Genomic DNA, 16,449 nt, shown 5'->3' with positions numbered 1-16,449 from the left:
TCTTGTATTCCGTGAATGTACCCCCACATACAAGGCTCGTTTTTCCGGGGTTAATGAAGTGCCATGACCAGCAAACAACCTAAATATGAATATGTCAGTTCCGCCAAACTCCCCACTCGCTGGGGTGAGTTTCGTATTCACGGTTTTGTCGAAGCCAGCGGTCAGGAACACGTTGCTTTGTCCTATGGCGAGTGGCAACCCGGTGAAGTTGTCCCCATTCGAATCCATTCGGAATGCCTGACCGGAGACGCGTTGTTCAGTACCCGTTGTGATTGCGGTTTCCAACTTGAGAAAGCACTGAAAAATATTGTTGAACACGGCAAGGGCGTGCTGTTGTATCTGCGCCAGGAAGGCCGGGGCATTGGCCTGCTCAACAAGATCCGCGCCTACAACCTGCAGGACAACGGCCTGGATACCGTTGAAGCTAACGAACATCTGGGCTTTGACGCCGATCTGCGCAGTTACGACATCTGTAAGCTGATGCTGGAAACCCTTAAGGTCTCCAAGGTTGAATTAATGACCAACAACCCGAAAAAGCTCAAGGCGCTTTCTGCATTGGGTATTGAAGTTGTTGCCCGCAAGCCTATTGACCACGGCATCACTGAAGACAACAAACATTACCTGAAAACCAAAACCGAAAAACTTGGCCACGCTTTCGACCCTCACCTGTTAAAATAAGCCCGGTACGTCTCAACGCCCATTCAGCTGAACTTTCGATTCAGTTCGGTTCAGCTTAGGTTAATTCCCGCCCCTCTATAACTCATACTAAACCGCACAGTCGTTACCCTGCTGGCTGTAACCTGGCCAACCATCACCCTGGCCATGGATGCACCGCCGGTATAAGGAGCATGTATGATACGTTTTGCCACCGCCGTTTTGGCTGCGTTACCGATGATTACCCTTGCGCCACTGGCAGCACAGGCGACCCCCGAACCTGCAGTTGAACAACAACTGCAAAACTACACCGATGCCGAACTCGACAGCCTGCTGGCCCCCATTGCGCTCTACCCGGACAGCGTACTGACCCACATTCTGATAGCCTCTACCTACCCGTTGGAAATTATCGCTGCCGATCGCTGGCGCCAGGACAATCTCAGCATGACCGCAGAGCAGGTGGAAGTGGCGGTAGACGGCTTTGACTGGGACCCCAGTGTTAAAGCACTCACACCATTTGCCGAAGTGCTGCAGACCATGAGCCAGGATCTGGACTGGCTGCAGGCGCTGGGCGATAACGTACTCATCAGCCAGGATAGGGTATTGGCACGGGTACAGGTATTGCGCCAGCATGCACGGCAAAATGGAAGTTTGGAGAACAACGAGTACGTTCGGGTAGAACAGGACGCGGACGTCATTGTCATTGAACCCGCCAGCCCCAGAGTAGTCTATGTACCCTATTACGATACCCGCATTGTTTACGGGCACTGGTGGCACCGCATCGCCCCGCGTTATTGGCACCACCCGGTTCATTACAGCTGGAGCGCCGGGTTCTACTGGAGCCCCAGCATACGCCTGTCATCATTTTTCTATTTCGGAGGCATTCACTGGCATGACCGCTATGTTGCGGTCAGCCATCGCCCGGTACAGCACTACTACCGGGGCCCATCCGTCAGGCGTGTATACAGCCATGACTTCCAGCGTTGGCACCACAATGTTAAACATCGCCGTACCCCCTACTCAAAAGTGGTAGTGCGCAGCCAGTCTTATGTGGCTCACCCGGCACGCCCCATGTATCGCGGCCAGGTTGATTACCGAACCAACAAACCCGTTCTAACCACCCGGTCGGTGCCTCGTGACCAACATCGTTCAAACCAGGCGTCTGCCATAGGCTCCCAGCAGGGCAAACATTCGGTTCCGGCCAACCGGGTTGCCACCCGCACCACCGTCACCACCACGCAAACAACCAACGGGCCGGTGAGAAAGTATAACAACGTGAAACCTGCTCAACTCAATAAGCCGTACCCGAACGCAAACCGCCATAATACCCAGCAGCGTACGGTTACCACAACGAAAACAACCAAACCCGAGATACCCGTGGTTCAGCGGCAACAAAGGCCCAACCCGACGGTTTCGCGTTCTGTAAAACAACCCGAGCGGGGAGAATATTCACGGGGGAAGCCGAGCTCTGGCACTAGCCGGTCGGGCAAAAGTCAGTCCAACTCAGTGGCATCACACCGCGCTGCCAGTCAACGCGAGAAAAACCACTGAGTTGCTCATGGTGCAGAACGAAGGAAATTAAAAGCGTCAGCCGGCACCGTGCAGTGCCACAAAGGCATCCACAAAACGTTGCGGTGACTGAGGGTCCAGATTGAAGTACAACGACGGCTCAATCAGCTCAAGTTCCATAATAGCCCAACCCGCCGGCGTACGTATGACATCCACACGGGCGTAGAGAGCGCTGGCAGGCATGGCTGCCAGAGCCTGATGCGAAAGCTGGCGCAGCGCTTCATCGGCCTCAACCGCCAGCAAAGCGCCACCATGTTCTTCCTGAACACGAAAGTCCCCGTGCTTCGGCTTTTTGAGAATGGCATGACTGTACTGGCCGCTAAAGTAAAACAGCGAATACTCACCCTCACTGACCACACTCCCAACAAATGGCTGAACCATATGCGCACGGTGGCTGAACAATCTGCCCAGCTCAGCTTCCATGTTGTCCAGTGTTTCCAGAGTAAGGCGGAAAGTGTCGTCGGCATTGGCGCTGAGTACCGGCTTGATGATCAGCTCGTCGGCGTTGAAGCAAGCAAACTGTTGCTCCAGCCAGTCGCGGTTGAAATGCTCCGCCCAGGCGGTGGGAACGATCGGCACGCCTTTCTCAGCCAGCTCCTTGAGGTAAGTTTTGTGCAAATTCCACAGCATCAAATCCAGCGGGTTTTGCAATTGTGCCGACGATTCATTGATGCGCCTCAGGCATTGTTCAAATTCCTGCGGAGACTGCTGATAATCCCAACAGCTGCGCACTACCACCACATCGTAGTCATTCCAGTTGATAGCACTGTCCCGCCAGGGCACAGAACTGACCTGCCACCCGGCTCGCGCCAGCGGTTCGGCCAACAAGTCGTCGTAAACAAAAAAATCTTCCAGGTTGTCCATCGACAGGAAAGCAACACGAGACACTCAGGCTCCTTAAATTTCTATGATGAGTTTTTGCTTTTGAATATCAATTCGTTTGGGTAACTGATTGCCCAACAAACCAAGGTTAATGTGGTTAAAGTCGACCAGCAGAATCATGGGCAATGGCTGCCCTTTCCAGTCTTCAAGCAGTGAGACCCATGATTCGCCCGGGGCGAGCTGATTCTGTTCTATGCGGTAATCCACCAGCATGGGCTGAGCAATCTGCAGCTGTTTGGTACCGGGCTGATACGCCAGCTCACCACTAAAGGTGCCACGCGCCTTCAATTCCCGGCCCTCCTGGGTTGCGCTCAATGTGAGTGAAATCGTCAGGTTGCGCAGCTCGCCCAGTTGCAGTTCCGGTTCACTGAATGTCCAGCTCAGTCCCTGATAAGCCTGGGATTGCGGAAAGGCCAGACGAACCATCTGATTAACGTCCCGCTCTGAAAGACTGAAGGTTATTGCCTGGCTGGTGAAGCTCAGGCAAGCCAGGATAAATATAAAAACCCGGGAAAATAGGCGCATAGCAAGCTCTGCAATGGAAGAAATGCGCTACTCTACCATATCCCCAGGGTGAGTCGCACTTGGCTTTTAAGCGCCTCGCGGTCTATTATGCCGACACTCTGTCTGTTGGTCCCGGGAACCCTTTCTGTCCTCATGAGTGATTTATTAGCGGTTGTTAAGCAGGTACTGAGCTTTTCACTTTTTACCCTGTTTGAACACACATTTACCGTAGGAGAGTTACTTTTACTGCCTTTGGTACTGCTGCTGGGCTGGTGGCTAATCGAAAAACTTGCGCATCTTGCAACCTACCGGTTACGCAAAACCGGTGCCAGCGCAGATTCAGTACACCTGTTTAAACGAATATTTTACGTAATCGCATTTGCCGTCCTGATCATCACCGTTCTGGACATACTCAACGTGCCACTTACTGCCTTTGCCTTTCTTTCCGGTGCCATCGCCATAGGGGTGGGATTCGGCGCCCAAAACATCGTCAATAATTTCATCAGCGGCTGGATCCTGATGTGGGAGCGGCCCATCCGCATCGGAGATTTTCTTGAAGTGGACAACGCCCGAGGTTCGGTTGAATCGATAAATACCCGCTCCACCCGTATTCGACGGGTAGACGGTGTACATATGCTGATCCCCAACAGCAAACTGCTTGAAAATACCGTGATTAACTGGACACTGATCGACCGCCTGACCCGAACTTCAGTACGTGTAGGTGTGGCATACGGCTCTCCCTGCCGCACGGTTGCCAACCTGATTGAACAAGCAGCCAGCCAGCATGAACACATACTCAAGGAGCCACATCCCACGGTAATTTTCGATGATTTTGGCGACAATGCTCTGGTTTTCGAAGTCTACTTCTGGGTGAATGCCACTGTAGAGCGCGATCTGCGCATCATTCGCAGTGACGTACGTTTCGCCATTGATGAACTGTTCAACGACGCGGGCATCGTCATTGCCTTTCCACAACGGGACGTGCATCTGGACGGCGCCATTACCCTGCTGCCTCCAAACAAGGATGACGCCCAATGAACCAATCAGCGGCATTTTTGTGGGCGTTTAGAATTGAACCGGATGGCATCGGCACGTTTCAGCCAGAGCAGGCGCTCAGCGATACAAGGCCGGAATCGGGTTATCAGTGGGTGCATTTGCAGTCCGATGCCAAAGGCGCTGACGAGCTTCTGATGCGCATGGGTCTTGGCGATGCTGCACGCTCTGCCATACTGGCAATGGAGACCCGCCCACGCAGCCTCTCCATTGATGACGGTCTGCTGGTGTATTTACGCGGTATAAACAAAAATCCCGGCGCCGAACCCGAAGACATGGTGTCACTGCGGGTTTGGATCAAAGGAAATCAAATCGTCACTGCCAGGCGTAGAAACCGCCGCCTGCTCTCCGCCCAGGAAGTCCGTAGCCAGGTAGAACAGGGGCAGGCGCCATTAACACCGGTTGAACTGTTATTGAGCCTGATATCTCACCTGGCGGACAAGATCCACGAAGCGGTGGATGAAATGGATGGGATGCTTGTGGAATTTGAAACTGCGGAATCCCTCGAAAAAAGCCAGCGCCTGGAGCTTGCTGCATTACGCCGGAAGTCGGCCGCTATCCGGCGCTATCTGGCGCCTCAAAGAGACGCGCTGGACGCCCTGTTCAGAATGCCGGAACTATTGAATTCTGATCAGGCGCATTTTCTGCGCGAACAATCAGACCGAATGACCCGCTATGTGGAAGATCTGGATTTGGCCCGCGAACGGGCAATTGTGCTGCAGGACGAACTGCGCAACCGGGTGGCCGATCAACAGGGTATGCGGATGTACGTGCTGTCGATGGTCACTGCCATATTCCTGCCGCTGTCCTTTTTGACCGGTGTGTTCGGCATGAATGTGGGCGGCCTGCCCGGCACCGAATCCCAGGAAGCCTTTACCATACTGATGGTTAGCATGATTGGGCTGGCAGCAGTATTGCTGGTGGCCATGCTGTGGAAACGCTGGCTGTAAGCCAGCCAGCTCAAAACGGATTGAGGGTATAGCCCTGTTGTTGCAACTGGGCATGCGCCGTCATGGCTGACAGTGCAACTTCGACACCCGGTAACAAATCGGCCTCTTCAACCTCATGCCCTGCTGCTGACTGACCGCACACCCACACTTTTACCCCGGCTTTCTGCAGCGCCGCCAGCAGGCCAGCATTAGCGTTTTTCTGGCTTTTTCTTGCCTGGTACTGCTCATCATTGAGTAAATCCAGCGTTGCACTGCCGTGCACTACCAAAACCAAATCGAGATTTTCCAGCACCGCTCCGTGCCCCACATGCATGTTAAGAAAGCGGGCCAGACTGTTGAAACGCCGGTTCAGTTCGCCGGGTTTCCCCCCTTCAGCCACATCAAACACCACCTGAAAGCGGCTCTCTGCGTTAAATTTCACGCCAGGTACCTGAGCGTATTTGCCGTAATCCGGTATGGCCGTTCCACTGACAAATTCCGCCCCCTGCACCGAAAGTGAACCAAATGCCAGAATTAAAAGTACAAAGTTTCTTAACCAAATTGTCATCGCTATTTTCCTGCTAAAAATGCATATTAGGTGCGTTCACCGCGCCCTGCGGAAACGGCCAACGTCGTTAGTGATGTAGATAATGTAACCTACACCCGAATCAGGGACCAGAAGACGGTTGGGTGAGGAGCTTTTGATGTATCCTTGGATCTTTGACGGGCACAGAATTTTTCGAATTTTACTGCTGGTTCAGTGGCTGTTGTCACTGGTCATTGGGGCAATGACCGGCGAATGGCTTGTGTCGTTTGTAGTCGGTATTCCAATACTCGCACTTCCTTTATTTCTCAGTTTTTCTCAACCTGAAACGACATTAAGCAGAATCTGTATTGGAATTGCGGTCCAACTGATGACCGCCCTTCACATTCATCAGACTTATGGCCTGATCGAAATTCACTTCCAGATTTTTGTCGTGCTGGCTTTTTTAGCGTATTTCCGCGACTGGAGAGTCATTGCTGCCTCAACACTGACGGTTGCTGTACACCACATCGGATTCTTTCTGCTGCAATCGCAGGGAGCCGAAATTTATGTGTTTGAAGCTTCGCATCTTTCATTTCGTATTCTGCTTTTGCATGCCGCTTTCGCGCTTGCTGAAGGCATAGTACTCATCTTCATGGCACGCCGCTCATTATCAGAGGGACTCGGCGCTGCCGAGATGCAGAATGCCATTTCTACCATTTTGGCCCGCCCGGATGCCATCGACCTTAGCGTCAGCCTGCCCGTCCAAACCGCTCAGGGCCGGGCGCTATCCGCGTTGATTGCGCAAATCCGGCAACTGGTCAATGAGGCAGTACAGCTGACTCAGGATGTGCTGGATAACAGCCAGATGATGCGTCAAGTCTCAAAGGATATTAATGATGCATCTCAGAGATCCAACCAGGAAATTACCAGCATATCTTCTTCAACAGAAGAAATTGCACTATCCATGCAAATGGCAGCAGAACGATGTCAGTCAGCCAACCAGACCGTTTCCACTGCCACGGAAACCACCCACAACTCCAATCAGGCTATTCTTGCAACAAGCCAGGCCATAGGATCCCTGAAGCAGGTTCTCAACACCGCTGCCAAAACCAACGCCGAGTTGAGTGAGCGCTGCAGTGGTATTGCCGACGCCATGCGTTCGATCACCTCAGTGGCAGAGCAAACCAATCTGCTGGCACTGAATGCCGCTATCGAATCGGCCAGAGCCGGAGAACACGGAAGAGGGTTTGCCGTGGTCGCCGATGAAGTGCGAGCACTGGCTATCCGCTCCCGTGACAGCGCCAGGGAAATCAGCGCGATTACCGAACAACTGGTTACCAGTACATCGGAATCGGTCGGCCAGATGCAAAATTGCATTTCACTGGTGGATGATGCTGTTGCATCGTCAACCAACGCATCGCAGGCGATGGAACAGATCCAGCATCAAATTAGCCAGGCGATGAGCAACATTCAGCAGGTTGCTTCCGCTTCTGTAGAGCAGCAGGATGCATCAGCATCCATCGCCCGGAGTACCGCAAAAATGCGCGCAGTCAGCGAGCAAGAATCATCTGCCGCCCAAAGCATGAGCGTTGAAGTGGACAACCTGACCCGCCAGTGCGCTTCGATGCAGGCGGTTATCCAGCGCTTTGTGGTATGAAGCACCCGGCTGCAGGCTGGCTGATGTTGCTGGCTTGGGCTGGCTCTATTTTGGCAGGCCTGTGGTTTTACAGTTTCAATCAGTTGCAGGAATTTGATCCGCTGCACAAACTTGCCACGGCTGCCAGCCTCCCCAATTTTGATGCCGGTCTGGCTCAACAGCTCAATGTAATGGGGATAGCTCCAGGCAGTCTGGTACACATTACCACCCAGGACCAATGCTACTGCAGTACGCTGGCTGACGACCATCTGGCTGAACTCAGCCAGACCCTACAGAGCAACGGTTATCAAGCTGTGCGTTTAAATCTGCAGGCATCCCCACAGTTGCAGAAGCTATTTTCCAGTGTGCCTGCGCTTATTGTATTCGGCAGCGATGCACAAATACGCTACGTGGGCCCCTATTCAAGTGGTTTTGGCTGTTTCAGTGGCAAGAACCTGCTGGACACCATTGCCCGCCTGGCCCGGCAGCCTGACTTTTACGGTGCAGTGGTGAACAGCGAAGCCAATGGCTGCTTTTGCCGCAGTTGAGTCAACTCGAATCGAATCAAATCCGAGCGCTCGATTCCTGTTCATCCCCCAGTAACCCTTTGAGGTAAGCCACCACACTGCGCCCCAGCGCACTGAGATCATACCCCCCTTCCAGCATACTGACGACACGCCCCTCACAGCATTCATCAGCAAGCCTGCCGAGTTCAAACCCCAGCCATTTAAAGTCATCCTCACGCAGTCGCAATTGGGCCAATGGGTCCTGGGCATGGCCATCAAAACCGGCTGATACCAGTATCAATTGAGGAGAGAACTCTCGCAGGGCGTCAAACCACCCCGCCACTTTTCGGCGGTATTCCTGCCCTTCTGTCCCTGCGGCAAGAGGGACACTCAACAGGTTATCCGCTGGCTTCAACTCGCCGCAATTTGGGTAGAGAGGGTACTGAAACGATGAGCACATCAACACCCTGGCATCCCCACCCAGAATATGCTCGGTGCCATTACCGTGATGCACATCAAAATCCACTATCGCCACCCGCTGCAAACCGTGATTAACCAGTGCATGCCGGGCCGCCAGGGCAACGTTGTTGAACAGGCAAAAGCCCATGGCTTTGGCAGACTCGGCATGGTGCCCTGGCGGGCGCACCAGACAAAAAGCCCGGCGGGTAGTGCCGGCCATAGACCAGTCTACCGCCTGCAACCCAGCCCCGGCGGCATAAAGCGCTGCACTCAGGCTGACCGGCGTCATACCCGTATCTGCATCCAGCCATAGGGTTCCGGCTCCGGGTGATTGCTGATAGAGACTGTCTATGTAGCCAGGATCATGCGCCAGCATAAGCTCTTCCCGAGTTGCAGGTTGAGCGTCAATGTGTTCACAGGCCATATCCAGACCGGATGCCAGTAACTGATCATCAATCGCATAGAGACGATCCGGGCTTTCCGGGTGCTCACCGCTCACATCATGACGCACACAATCCCTGCCGCGAAAAATACACAGTGTCATTCCATTGGCTCCAGCTTCAGCTCAAGTTCCACATCTCCGGGCTCTGCCGGATGCAGACGTTTAAAATTGGCCTGCTCAAAAATGGCCGTCATTGGCTTGTTGTCGGCTCTTACATAAGCCAGCATACGATCAATTTTTCGTTTGCGGGCAATCTCTATCAATTGCGTCAGTAAACGGCTGGCCATCCCCTTACCCTGCTGGGTCTCCCGCGTCACAAACGCCACTTCACAGCAGTTTCCCTGCGGGTAGTAATAAAACCGCCCCACCGCGTGAATGGTAATTCGCGAGCCTTCCTGGCGAACAATGCATAAGGCCGCATCGGACGACTGGTCCACACTGACCAGATTGCAGGATTTTTCCCGTGACATCTGCTTTGGATCATAGTTGTAACGCAGCCGCAGGGTTTCCTTGGTGTGAGAGTAGAAAAATTCCTGCAGCCGCCGCTCATCCGCAGGATTGAGCGGACGCATGTAGAAGGTTTCATCCTGAATGACCAGTTTCTTTAACTGTATTGCCCCCAGCTCAGGGATATCGGTAGGGTGTTTTTCCTGATAGTGGGGCACCCAGTAGTTTTTGCGCACCTCTTCAAGCAATTGAGCGCGAAACCTAGGATGGGCGACCCGAATCAGTTCCAGCGCCCGCTCGCGAATGCTTTTGCCTTTTAAAGAGGCAATGCCGTATTCGGTAACCACATAGTGTACATTTCCACGGGAAGTGACAACCCCTGCCCCCTCGCTGAGGCAGGGGCGAATGCGCGAGACGCTCTCGTCTTTGGCGGTTGAAAGCATGGCAATGATAGGCTTACCGCCCTTGCTCATGGAAGCACCGGAAACAAAGTCCACCTGCCCGCCAATGCCGCTGTAAAAGTCGTAACCCAGTGAATCCGCCACTACCTGGCCGGTTAAATCAACCTCCAGGGCACTGTTGATGGCAATCATATTGTCGTTTTTGGCAATGTTACTTGGCTTGTTCACGTAACTGCTAGGATAGAACTCAATGTGCGGATTCTGGTCAATAAACTCGTACAACCGCTGGGAACCAATGGCGAAACTGGTAACGATTTTTCCCGGGTGAAAGGTTTTTTTCCGGTTGGAAATGGCACCGGCTTCTATCAGCTCGATAATACTGTCAGTGATCATTTCACTGTGGATCCCAAGGTCACGGTGATTGCACAGATACTTCAGTGTGGCACTGGGAATTTTACCAATACCGAACTGCAGGGTGGCGCCGTCCTCTACCAGCATGGCCACATACTGGCCAATTCGTTCGACCTGTTTGTCCATTGGTGGAGTTTCTACCGCAATCAACGGCTCACTGGCTTCTATGCAGGCATCGATTTCACTTATATGGATGTAGGAATGCCCTGCAGTGCGGGGAACTTGAGGATTGATTTGTGCCACCACAACCGCAGCCTGACGCAATGCCGACATGGTGATATCAACTGAGGCACCAAGCGAACAGTAGCCAAATTCATCCGGCGGGCTTACATTAACGAGAGCCGCGTCCAGCGCCAAAGTGCCGTCATGGAAGAGGCCGGATATTTCCGACAGAAAACAGGGCGTATAGTCAGCCCGGCCTTCGTCTACCGCGCGGCGAACTTCTTCTCCGCCAATAAAGAAAGTATTAACCTTGAACAGGTTCCGATATTCAGAACGCGCCCAGCGGGTATCGCCCAGTGCAAGCATATGCACCATTTCAATGTCACTGAAGCCGTCACTGTGATCAATCAGGTGTTGCACAAGCGCATAGGGTACAGATGCATTCCCGGTCACAAATACCCGGCAGCCGGATTTAATCAGCTTTGCCCAGTCAGGTGATGGTGGCAGAGTCTGCTCCATATCTCACTCCATTTGCTAAACCAGAAGGCTATGGTGCGGTCAGTATAATACCCATGTCACAGAGGTACAGAGAGTAAGCATCAGCGATTGGTCGTAGCCCGCAGTGACTGATTCCCCGCGCGCCGGCCCCGGTATGCGCCAACTGCATTCACCAGCAGTGCAAGGAAAATCAGTGCCATGCCCAGTATCGCTTCGGTACTGAACGCTTCGTTAAGAAACACAATGCCCAGTACTGCTACCCACACGGGCTCCAGAATCATGATCACCGCCCCCTGCCCTTCCGGCGCCAGCATCTGTGCTTTAAGCATAAAGAAAAAGCGCATACAGGTACCAATAAGAATGCTCATGATTAACCAGTGCCAGACACTGCCGAATGACTGAGGCAGTTGCATTTCAAACAGAAAGTAACCCACCCCGGATGCCAGCCCGGCGCCAAGCATTTGATAACTGGTCTGCGCGATGGCAGGGATGGTAGCGCAAATGCGGCCATTAATATTGAAGTACAAGGCTGACATTACCGCTGAAAGTAAAAACAGGGCATCGGGAACACTGATGGAAAAACCGTGGCGCATGGCCAGCAAGGCCAGACCCGGAATGGCAATTGCCAGAGCCAGCCAGGTATGGGGTTTGGCCCGGTAGCCAAACGCAAGGCCGGTTACCGGAATCAGCACAAAGCTGAGACTCATCAGAAATGCGCCTACGCCTATGCCTTCAGCCTCCACCACCGCCAGTGCCCAGACGGTGGTTTGTGTCCCCAGCAAGGCACCGGAGACCATCGCCCGCCAGCGCCATCGCCAGGGCAGGCGAAGCACTTCAGCGGGTTTGGCTGCACCGACCAGAATCGCGGCGGATACAAAGCGAATGGTGAGAAACAGCATGGGCGTAACCGCCACCAGAACATGCACAGAAAACAGCCAGCCCACCGCTGCCAACAGCGTAACGGTAAACAGTAGTGTGTTGGCAAGGCGCTGCTGGTCCACTCAGATACATCCTTTCATACTATGAAACGGGTAGCTTACTGTACTTTTTTGCCCCTGAACATTTTCTCCACTGTAACGTAAAACATGGGTACAAAGAAAATGGCCAGGAAGGTCGCCGCGAGCATACCGCCCATTACGGCGATACCTATGGCATTTTGGCTGGCCGCTCCGGCACCACTGGCCAGCGCCAAAGGTGTTACGCCAAGCACAAACGCCATAGATGTCATCAAAATGGGGCGGAAACGTTGGGTTGCGGCTACAGAGACGGCTTCCATCAGCCCCATGCCCTGCTCAATTTGCCCTTTGGCAAATTCCACAATCAGAATGGCGTTTTTGGCTGCCAGCCCCACTGTGGTTAAAAACGCCACCTGCAGGTACACATCGTTCGGCAATCCAAACAGATAGGCCGCCAGCACCGAGCCCAGAATACCCAGTGGCACCACCAGGATCACCGCAAAGGGTACCGTCCAGCTTTCGTATAACGCAGCCAGACACAAAAACACTACCAGCACCGACACCGCATACAACATAGGTGCCTGATCACCGGCCTGGCGTTCTTCAAACGACAGCCCGGCCCATTCCAGATCAAAACCGGGTGGCAGTTGAGCAACCAGTTTTTCCATTTCCTGCATGGCGTCTCCGGAGGAAACCCCGGGCGCCGGGCTCCCCTGAATGTTGACCGAAGAAACACCATTAAAACGCTCAAGACGAGGAGAGCCATAATCCCAGCGGGTTGAAGCAAACGCACTGAAGGCCACCATTTTGCCCTGATTATTTCGCACATACCATTTGTTCAGATCTTCCGGACCCATGCGGTACGGGGCATCGGCCTGCATGTAAACCCGCTTGATGCGCCCGCGGTCGATGAAGTCGTTTACATAACTTGAACCCCAGGCAATCTGCAATGCGCGGTTGATTTCCTGCAAAGAAACGCCCAGCGCAGAGGCTTTTTCATTGTCGATACTGATATTGAACTGAGGCACATCACTGAGGCCATTCGGGCGTACCCCGGCCAACTTGGGGTTCTGCGATGCCATGCCCAGCAACTGATTGCGCGCATTCATTAGCGCCTGATGCCCGTTGCCGCCTCTGTCCACCAGCTGTAAGCTAAAGCCTGTGGCATTCCCCAACTCCATAATTGGCGGCGGCAGTATGGGAAAGGCCATGGCGTCCTTGAACTGTGAAAACGCGCCAAACGCCTGCCCTACCAGCGAAAACGCACTCTTGCTTTCATCCCTGTGTTCCCAGTCAATCAGATGGACAAAGCCCATGCCGGCATTTTGCGCCGAACCGGAAAAGCTGAACCCCACCACGGTAAACATGTCTTTAACCACATCAGCGTGCTGATCAAGGAAAAACGCTTCGGTCTGCTTGAGTGACTCCAGTGTCCGCTCTGCCGTTGACCCCGGAGGAGTATTTACCAGCATCATGATGCGACCCTGATCTTCGTCTGGCAGAAATGCGCCCGGCAAACGCATAAAGATCAGCGCCAGCCCGCCCACGAGCAGACCGTACACCACCAGATAGCGCTTAAACCTGTGTGCCATGTGAGTTGCAGTTTTCTCGTAACCGTCACGGCCTTTGTTGAACAGGCGATTAAACCAGCCAAAAAAGCCCCGATTCTTGTCATGCTCCGGATCGTGCTTTTTCAATAATGTGGCGCAAAGTGAAGGTGACAACACAATGGCCACCAGTACCGAAAATCCCATCGCCGAAACGATGGTGATGGAAAACTGGCGATAAATGGAACCGGCCGAACCGCTGAAAAACGCCATCGGAATAAACACCGTCGACAGCACGGCAGCAATGCCCACAAGGGCCCCTGTGATTTGCTGCATCGACTTCTTGGTGGCTTCTTTGGGCGACAGCCCCTCTTCTTCCATGATGCGTTCAACGTTCTCCACCACAACAATGGCGTCGTCCACCAACAAACCAATTGCCAGCACCATAGCAAACATGGTCAGTACGTTAATGGTAAAACCAAAGGCGTAAAGCACCGCAAAGGTACCCAACAGCACCACGGGCACCGCAATGGTCGGAATCAGGGTGGCACGCCAGTTCTGCAAAAACAGCAGCATAACCAGAAACACCAGGATGACCGCTTCTATCAGGGTTTGAACCACCGACTTTATCGACAGCTCGATAAACGGTGAAGAGTCCAGCGGGTACACCACCTGAACCCCTTCCGGCAAATTGGATTTTAGCTCGTCAACCCGCTGTTTGATTCGTTCTATGGTGTCCAGTGCATTGGCACCGGCCGCCAGACTCACAGCCATCCCAGAGGCCGGGCGGCGCTTGTAGCGCACGATAACATTGTAGGATTCTGCCCCCAGTTCAACCCGGGCTACGTCTTTGACCCTGACCTGGGAACCGTCGGTATTCACCTTGAGCACAATGTTTTCAAAATCTTCTACCGTGTGCAGCAGCGACTGGGCCTGAATGGTGGCATTGATTTGCTGCCCTTCAACCGCTGGCAGGCCACCGAGCTGACCAGCCGACACATCGGTATTTTGCACCTGCACCGCACTTTGCACGTCTACCGGGGTCAGGCTGTAGCTATACAGTTTGTCCGGGTCGAGCCAGATACGCATGGAGCGCTGGGCACCAAACACCCGCACATTGCCCACACCATTAACACGTGAAATCGGGTCGCGATAGGTGGATACCAGCAAATCACTGAGGTCGTACTGGGTGGTGTCGTCGTTTTCCGAATAAAAACCTACTACCAGCGCAAACGAATCGTTCGATTTGGTTACCGTTACACCCTGCTGCTGAACTTGGGAGGGCAACAGCGAAAGCACTGACTGAACCTTGTTCTGAGTTTGAACCTGGGCAATATCAGGGTCTGTGCCGGGCTCAAACGTCAGGGTAATCGACATCGAACCATTGGCACTGTTGGCCGAGAAATAACGCAGATTGTCGATACCGGACAAACTTTGCTCTACCACCTGGGTGACTGAATTCTCGACACTTTGCGCTGACGCACCGGGGTAGGCTGCAGAGATGGTTACCGATGGAGGAGCAACCTTGGGGTACTGCTCAATCGGCAATGAACGAATAGCGAGTAAACCCGCCATCATGGTGATGATCGCCAGTACCCAGGCAAACACGGGTCTATCAATAAAAAAACGCGCCATGATCTGTTGTTCCTGAAAATGCTCTGGGGTTAACCGCGTGTGGCTATGCTGTTGTCCTGCCAGGGTTCCGGACTCACGGTGGCACCCGGCCTGACCTTCTGATAGCCCACAACAATCACACGTTCACCGCTGGCAACTCCGCTGGTGACAATGTACTGATCCTGATAACTGCGGGATGCTGTGAGCACTCTGGGTTCAACCTGATCCTTGTCGTTTACCACATACACCATTAAAGACCCGTCGGGCTGGCGCATGGTTGCCCGCTGGGGTACCAACAATGCCTGCTGGGTTTCTGTAATTACATGAGCTTTCACGAACATGCCCGGCATCAGCAAACCATCCGGGTTCGGCAACAACGCTCTTAAAGTCACCGCTCCGGTGGTTTCATCAACGGTAACTTCCGAAAACTTCAGCTCTCCTGTCTGTTCATACCTTTCATCGCCGGCTTCGTCGAGTGTCAGCTCGACCGGTAATGTGGGCTGATTGCGCATGGCTTTACGGATATCCAGAATGTACTTTCCGGAAATCTGCATATCGACGTAAACCGGGTCCAGCTGGGTAATGGTAGCCAGTTCCTGCGCCTGATTGGCCGTAACCAGCGCGCCAACCGTAACGTAAGATCGGCTTATCTGGCCGCTGATAGGGGCATAAACCTTAGTGTAATCCAGGTTAACCTGCGCTACCTCAATGGCCGCCTGCGCCACACTGATGGCTGCCTTGGCCTGCGACAGCTGGGCAACCGCATCATCGTATTCCTGCTCACTGACCGCGCTGCGCTTCATCAAATCCCGGTAGCGGGCTTCTTTGGCCTGAGTGGTTTTAAAATTGGCTTCAGCACTGTTCAAATCTGCCCTGGCGCTGTTTAACCGGGCTTTGTATCTTACGTCGTCTATCTGGTAGAGCTGCTGGCCCTGTTTAACCTGTGCCCCTTCCTCGAATAAACGCTGCGTGATCACACCATCGACCTGCGGACGCACCTGGGACTGCTGAAACGCCGATACTCGCCCGGGCAGGGAGGTTTTAAATACAACCGGCTTAAGCGACAGAGTTGTTACCGACACAGCGGTAGGTGGCCGGGCGGCAGCCTGTTGTGATTCGCCGGTTGCTGCAGGCTCGGAACAGCCAATGGTCAGCAGCAATGCCAGACCGGCAATGCTGAAAAGAGGTGCGCGTTTCATAATCTGATTTGATTCCCAAAAACGATACTTAATGCTGGACAATATTATGCGGAG

The 16,449-nt window shown here is 53.5% G+C and carries 14 protein-coding genes; 6 read left to right on the top strand and 8 right to left on the bottom strand.

From position 1 onward, the window contains the following. The first annotated feature begins 63 nt into the window (after nucleotides 1-63). The gene (gene ribA / locus DXV75_RS09440; protein ID WP_115593165.1) at nucleotides 64-678 is read left to right on the top strand and encodes a GTP cyclohydrolase II; all 615 of its coding nucleotides are present in this window, start codon (nucleotides 64-66) and stop codon (nucleotides 676-678) included. Nucleotides 679-852: 174 nt separating this feature from the next. Next, the gene (locus tag DXV75_RS09435) at nucleotides 853-2,205 is read left to right on the top strand and encodes a DUF3300 domain-containing protein (protein ID WP_115593164.1); all 1,353 of its coding nucleotides are present in this window, start codon (nucleotides 853-855) and stop codon (nucleotides 2,203-2,205) included. A gap of 36 nt (nucleotides 2,206-2,241) precedes the next feature. Here the strand turns inward: DXV75_RS09435 and DXV75_RS09430 are convergent, their stop codons facing one another. Both DXV75_RS09430 and DXV75_RS09425 read right to left on the bottom strand, forming a co-directional pair. After that, on the bottom strand, nucleotides 2,242-3,111 hold the full coding sequence (locus tag DXV75_RS09430; protein ID WP_115593163.1) for an ATP-grasp domain-containing protein: 870 nt from the start codon (nucleotides 3,109-3,111) through the stop codon (nucleotides 2,242-2,244). Between the two features lie 9 nt (nucleotides 3,112-3,120). Beyond that, the gene (locus DXV75_RS09425; protein ID WP_115593162.1) at nucleotides 3,121-3,630 is read right to left on the bottom strand and encodes a hypothetical protein; all 510 of its coding nucleotides are present in this window, start codon (nucleotides 3,628-3,630) and stop codon (nucleotides 3,121-3,123) included. A gap of 132 nt (nucleotides 3,631-3,762) precedes the next feature. Between DXV75_RS09425 and DXV75_RS09420 the strand changes: the two genes are divergently transcribed. Together DXV75_RS09420 and DXV75_RS09415 are read left to right on the top strand one after the other, a co-directional pair. Further along, entirely contained in the window at nucleotides 3,763-4,647 is an 885-nt protein-coding gene (locus tag DXV75_RS09420; protein WP_115593161.1) for a mechanosensitive ion channel family protein, read from the top strand. Next, nucleotides 4,644-5,612, top strand: a complete 969-nt coding sequence (locus tag DXV75_RS09415) for a zinc transporter ZntB (RefSeq protein ID WP_115593160.1) — start codon at nucleotides 4,644-4,646, stop codon at nucleotides 5,610-5,612. The genes DXV75_RS09420 and DXV75_RS09415 overlap by 4 nt, the downstream gene beginning before the upstream one ends. A gap of 10 nt (nucleotides 5,613-5,622) precedes the next feature. On the opposite strand, the gene DXV75_RS09410 is transcribed toward DXV75_RS09415, so the two are convergent. After that, nucleotides 5,623-6,159, bottom strand: a complete 537-nt coding sequence (locus tag DXV75_RS09410; protein WP_115593159.1) for a DsrE family protein — start codon at nucleotides 6,157-6,159, stop codon at nucleotides 5,623-5,625. Nucleotides 6,160-6,295: 136 nt separating this feature from the next. Between DXV75_RS09410 and DXV75_RS09405 the strand changes: the two genes are divergently transcribed. Continuing rightward, entirely contained in the window at nucleotides 6,296-7,774 is a 1,479-nt protein-coding gene (locus DXV75_RS09405) for a methyl-accepting chemotaxis protein (protein WP_245953165.1), read from the top strand. After that, on the top strand, nucleotides 7,771-8,301 hold the full coding sequence (locus DXV75_RS09400) for a DUF6436 domain-containing protein (RefSeq protein WP_115593158.1): 531 nt from the start codon (nucleotides 7,771-7,773) through the stop codon (nucleotides 8,299-8,301). Before DXV75_RS09405 ends, DXV75_RS09400 begins: the two co-directional genes overlap by 4 nt. Nucleotides 8,302-8,317: 16 nt before the next feature. Here DXV75_RS09400 and DXV75_RS09395 read toward each other — a convergent pair whose 3' ends face one another. The 5 genes from DXV75_RS09395 to DXV75_RS09375 form a co-directional block, all read right to left on the bottom strand. Continuing rightward, nucleotides 8,318-9,262: a histone deacetylase family protein gene (locus tag DXV75_RS09395; protein ID WP_115593157.1), complete on the bottom strand. Its 945-nt coding sequence runs from the start codon at nucleotides 9,260-9,262 to the stop codon at nucleotides 8,318-8,320. Further along, complete coding sequence (locus DXV75_RS09390) at nucleotides 9,259-11,100, bottom strand: bifunctional acetyl-CoA hydrolase/transferase family protein/GNAT family N-acetyltransferase (protein ID WP_115593156.1); 1,842 nt, start codon at nucleotides 11,098-11,100, stop codon at nucleotides 9,259-9,261. Before DXV75_RS09390 ends, DXV75_RS09395 begins: the two co-directional genes overlap by 4 nt. 80 nt (nucleotides 11,101-11,180) lie before the next feature. Then, the gene (locus tag DXV75_RS09385) at nucleotides 11,181-12,080 is read right to left on the bottom strand and encodes a DMT family transporter (RefSeq protein ID WP_115593155.1); all 900 of its coding nucleotides are present in this window, start codon (nucleotides 12,078-12,080) and stop codon (nucleotides 11,181-11,183) included. A gap of 35 nt (nucleotides 12,081-12,115) precedes the next feature. Next, nucleotides 12,116-15,217 carry an efflux RND transporter permease subunit gene (locus DXV75_RS09380; RefSeq protein WP_115593154.1) on the bottom strand — a complete coding sequence of 1,034 codons (3,102 nt, stop codon included), beginning with the start codon at nucleotides 15,215-15,217 and terminating at the stop codon, nucleotides 12,116-12,118. Nucleotides 15,218-15,246: 29 nt separating this feature from the next. After that, a complete protein-coding gene (locus DXV75_RS09375; protein ID WP_115593153.1) occupies nucleotides 15,247-16,395 on the bottom strand; it encodes an efflux RND transporter periplasmic adaptor subunit in 1,149 nt (382 codons plus the stop codon). Nucleotides 16,396-16,449 lie beyond the last annotated feature (54 nt).

The sequence above is a fragment of the Alteromonas aestuariivivens genome (genome assembly GCF_003367475.1).
GTDB classification, from domain to species: Bacteria; Pseudomonadota; Gammaproteobacteria; order Enterobacterales; family Alteromonadaceae; genus Alteromonas; species Alteromonas aestuariivivens.
The sequence above is the reverse complement of the archived record's forward strand: the minus strand, read 5'-3'. Positions and strand labels throughout refer to the sequence as shown.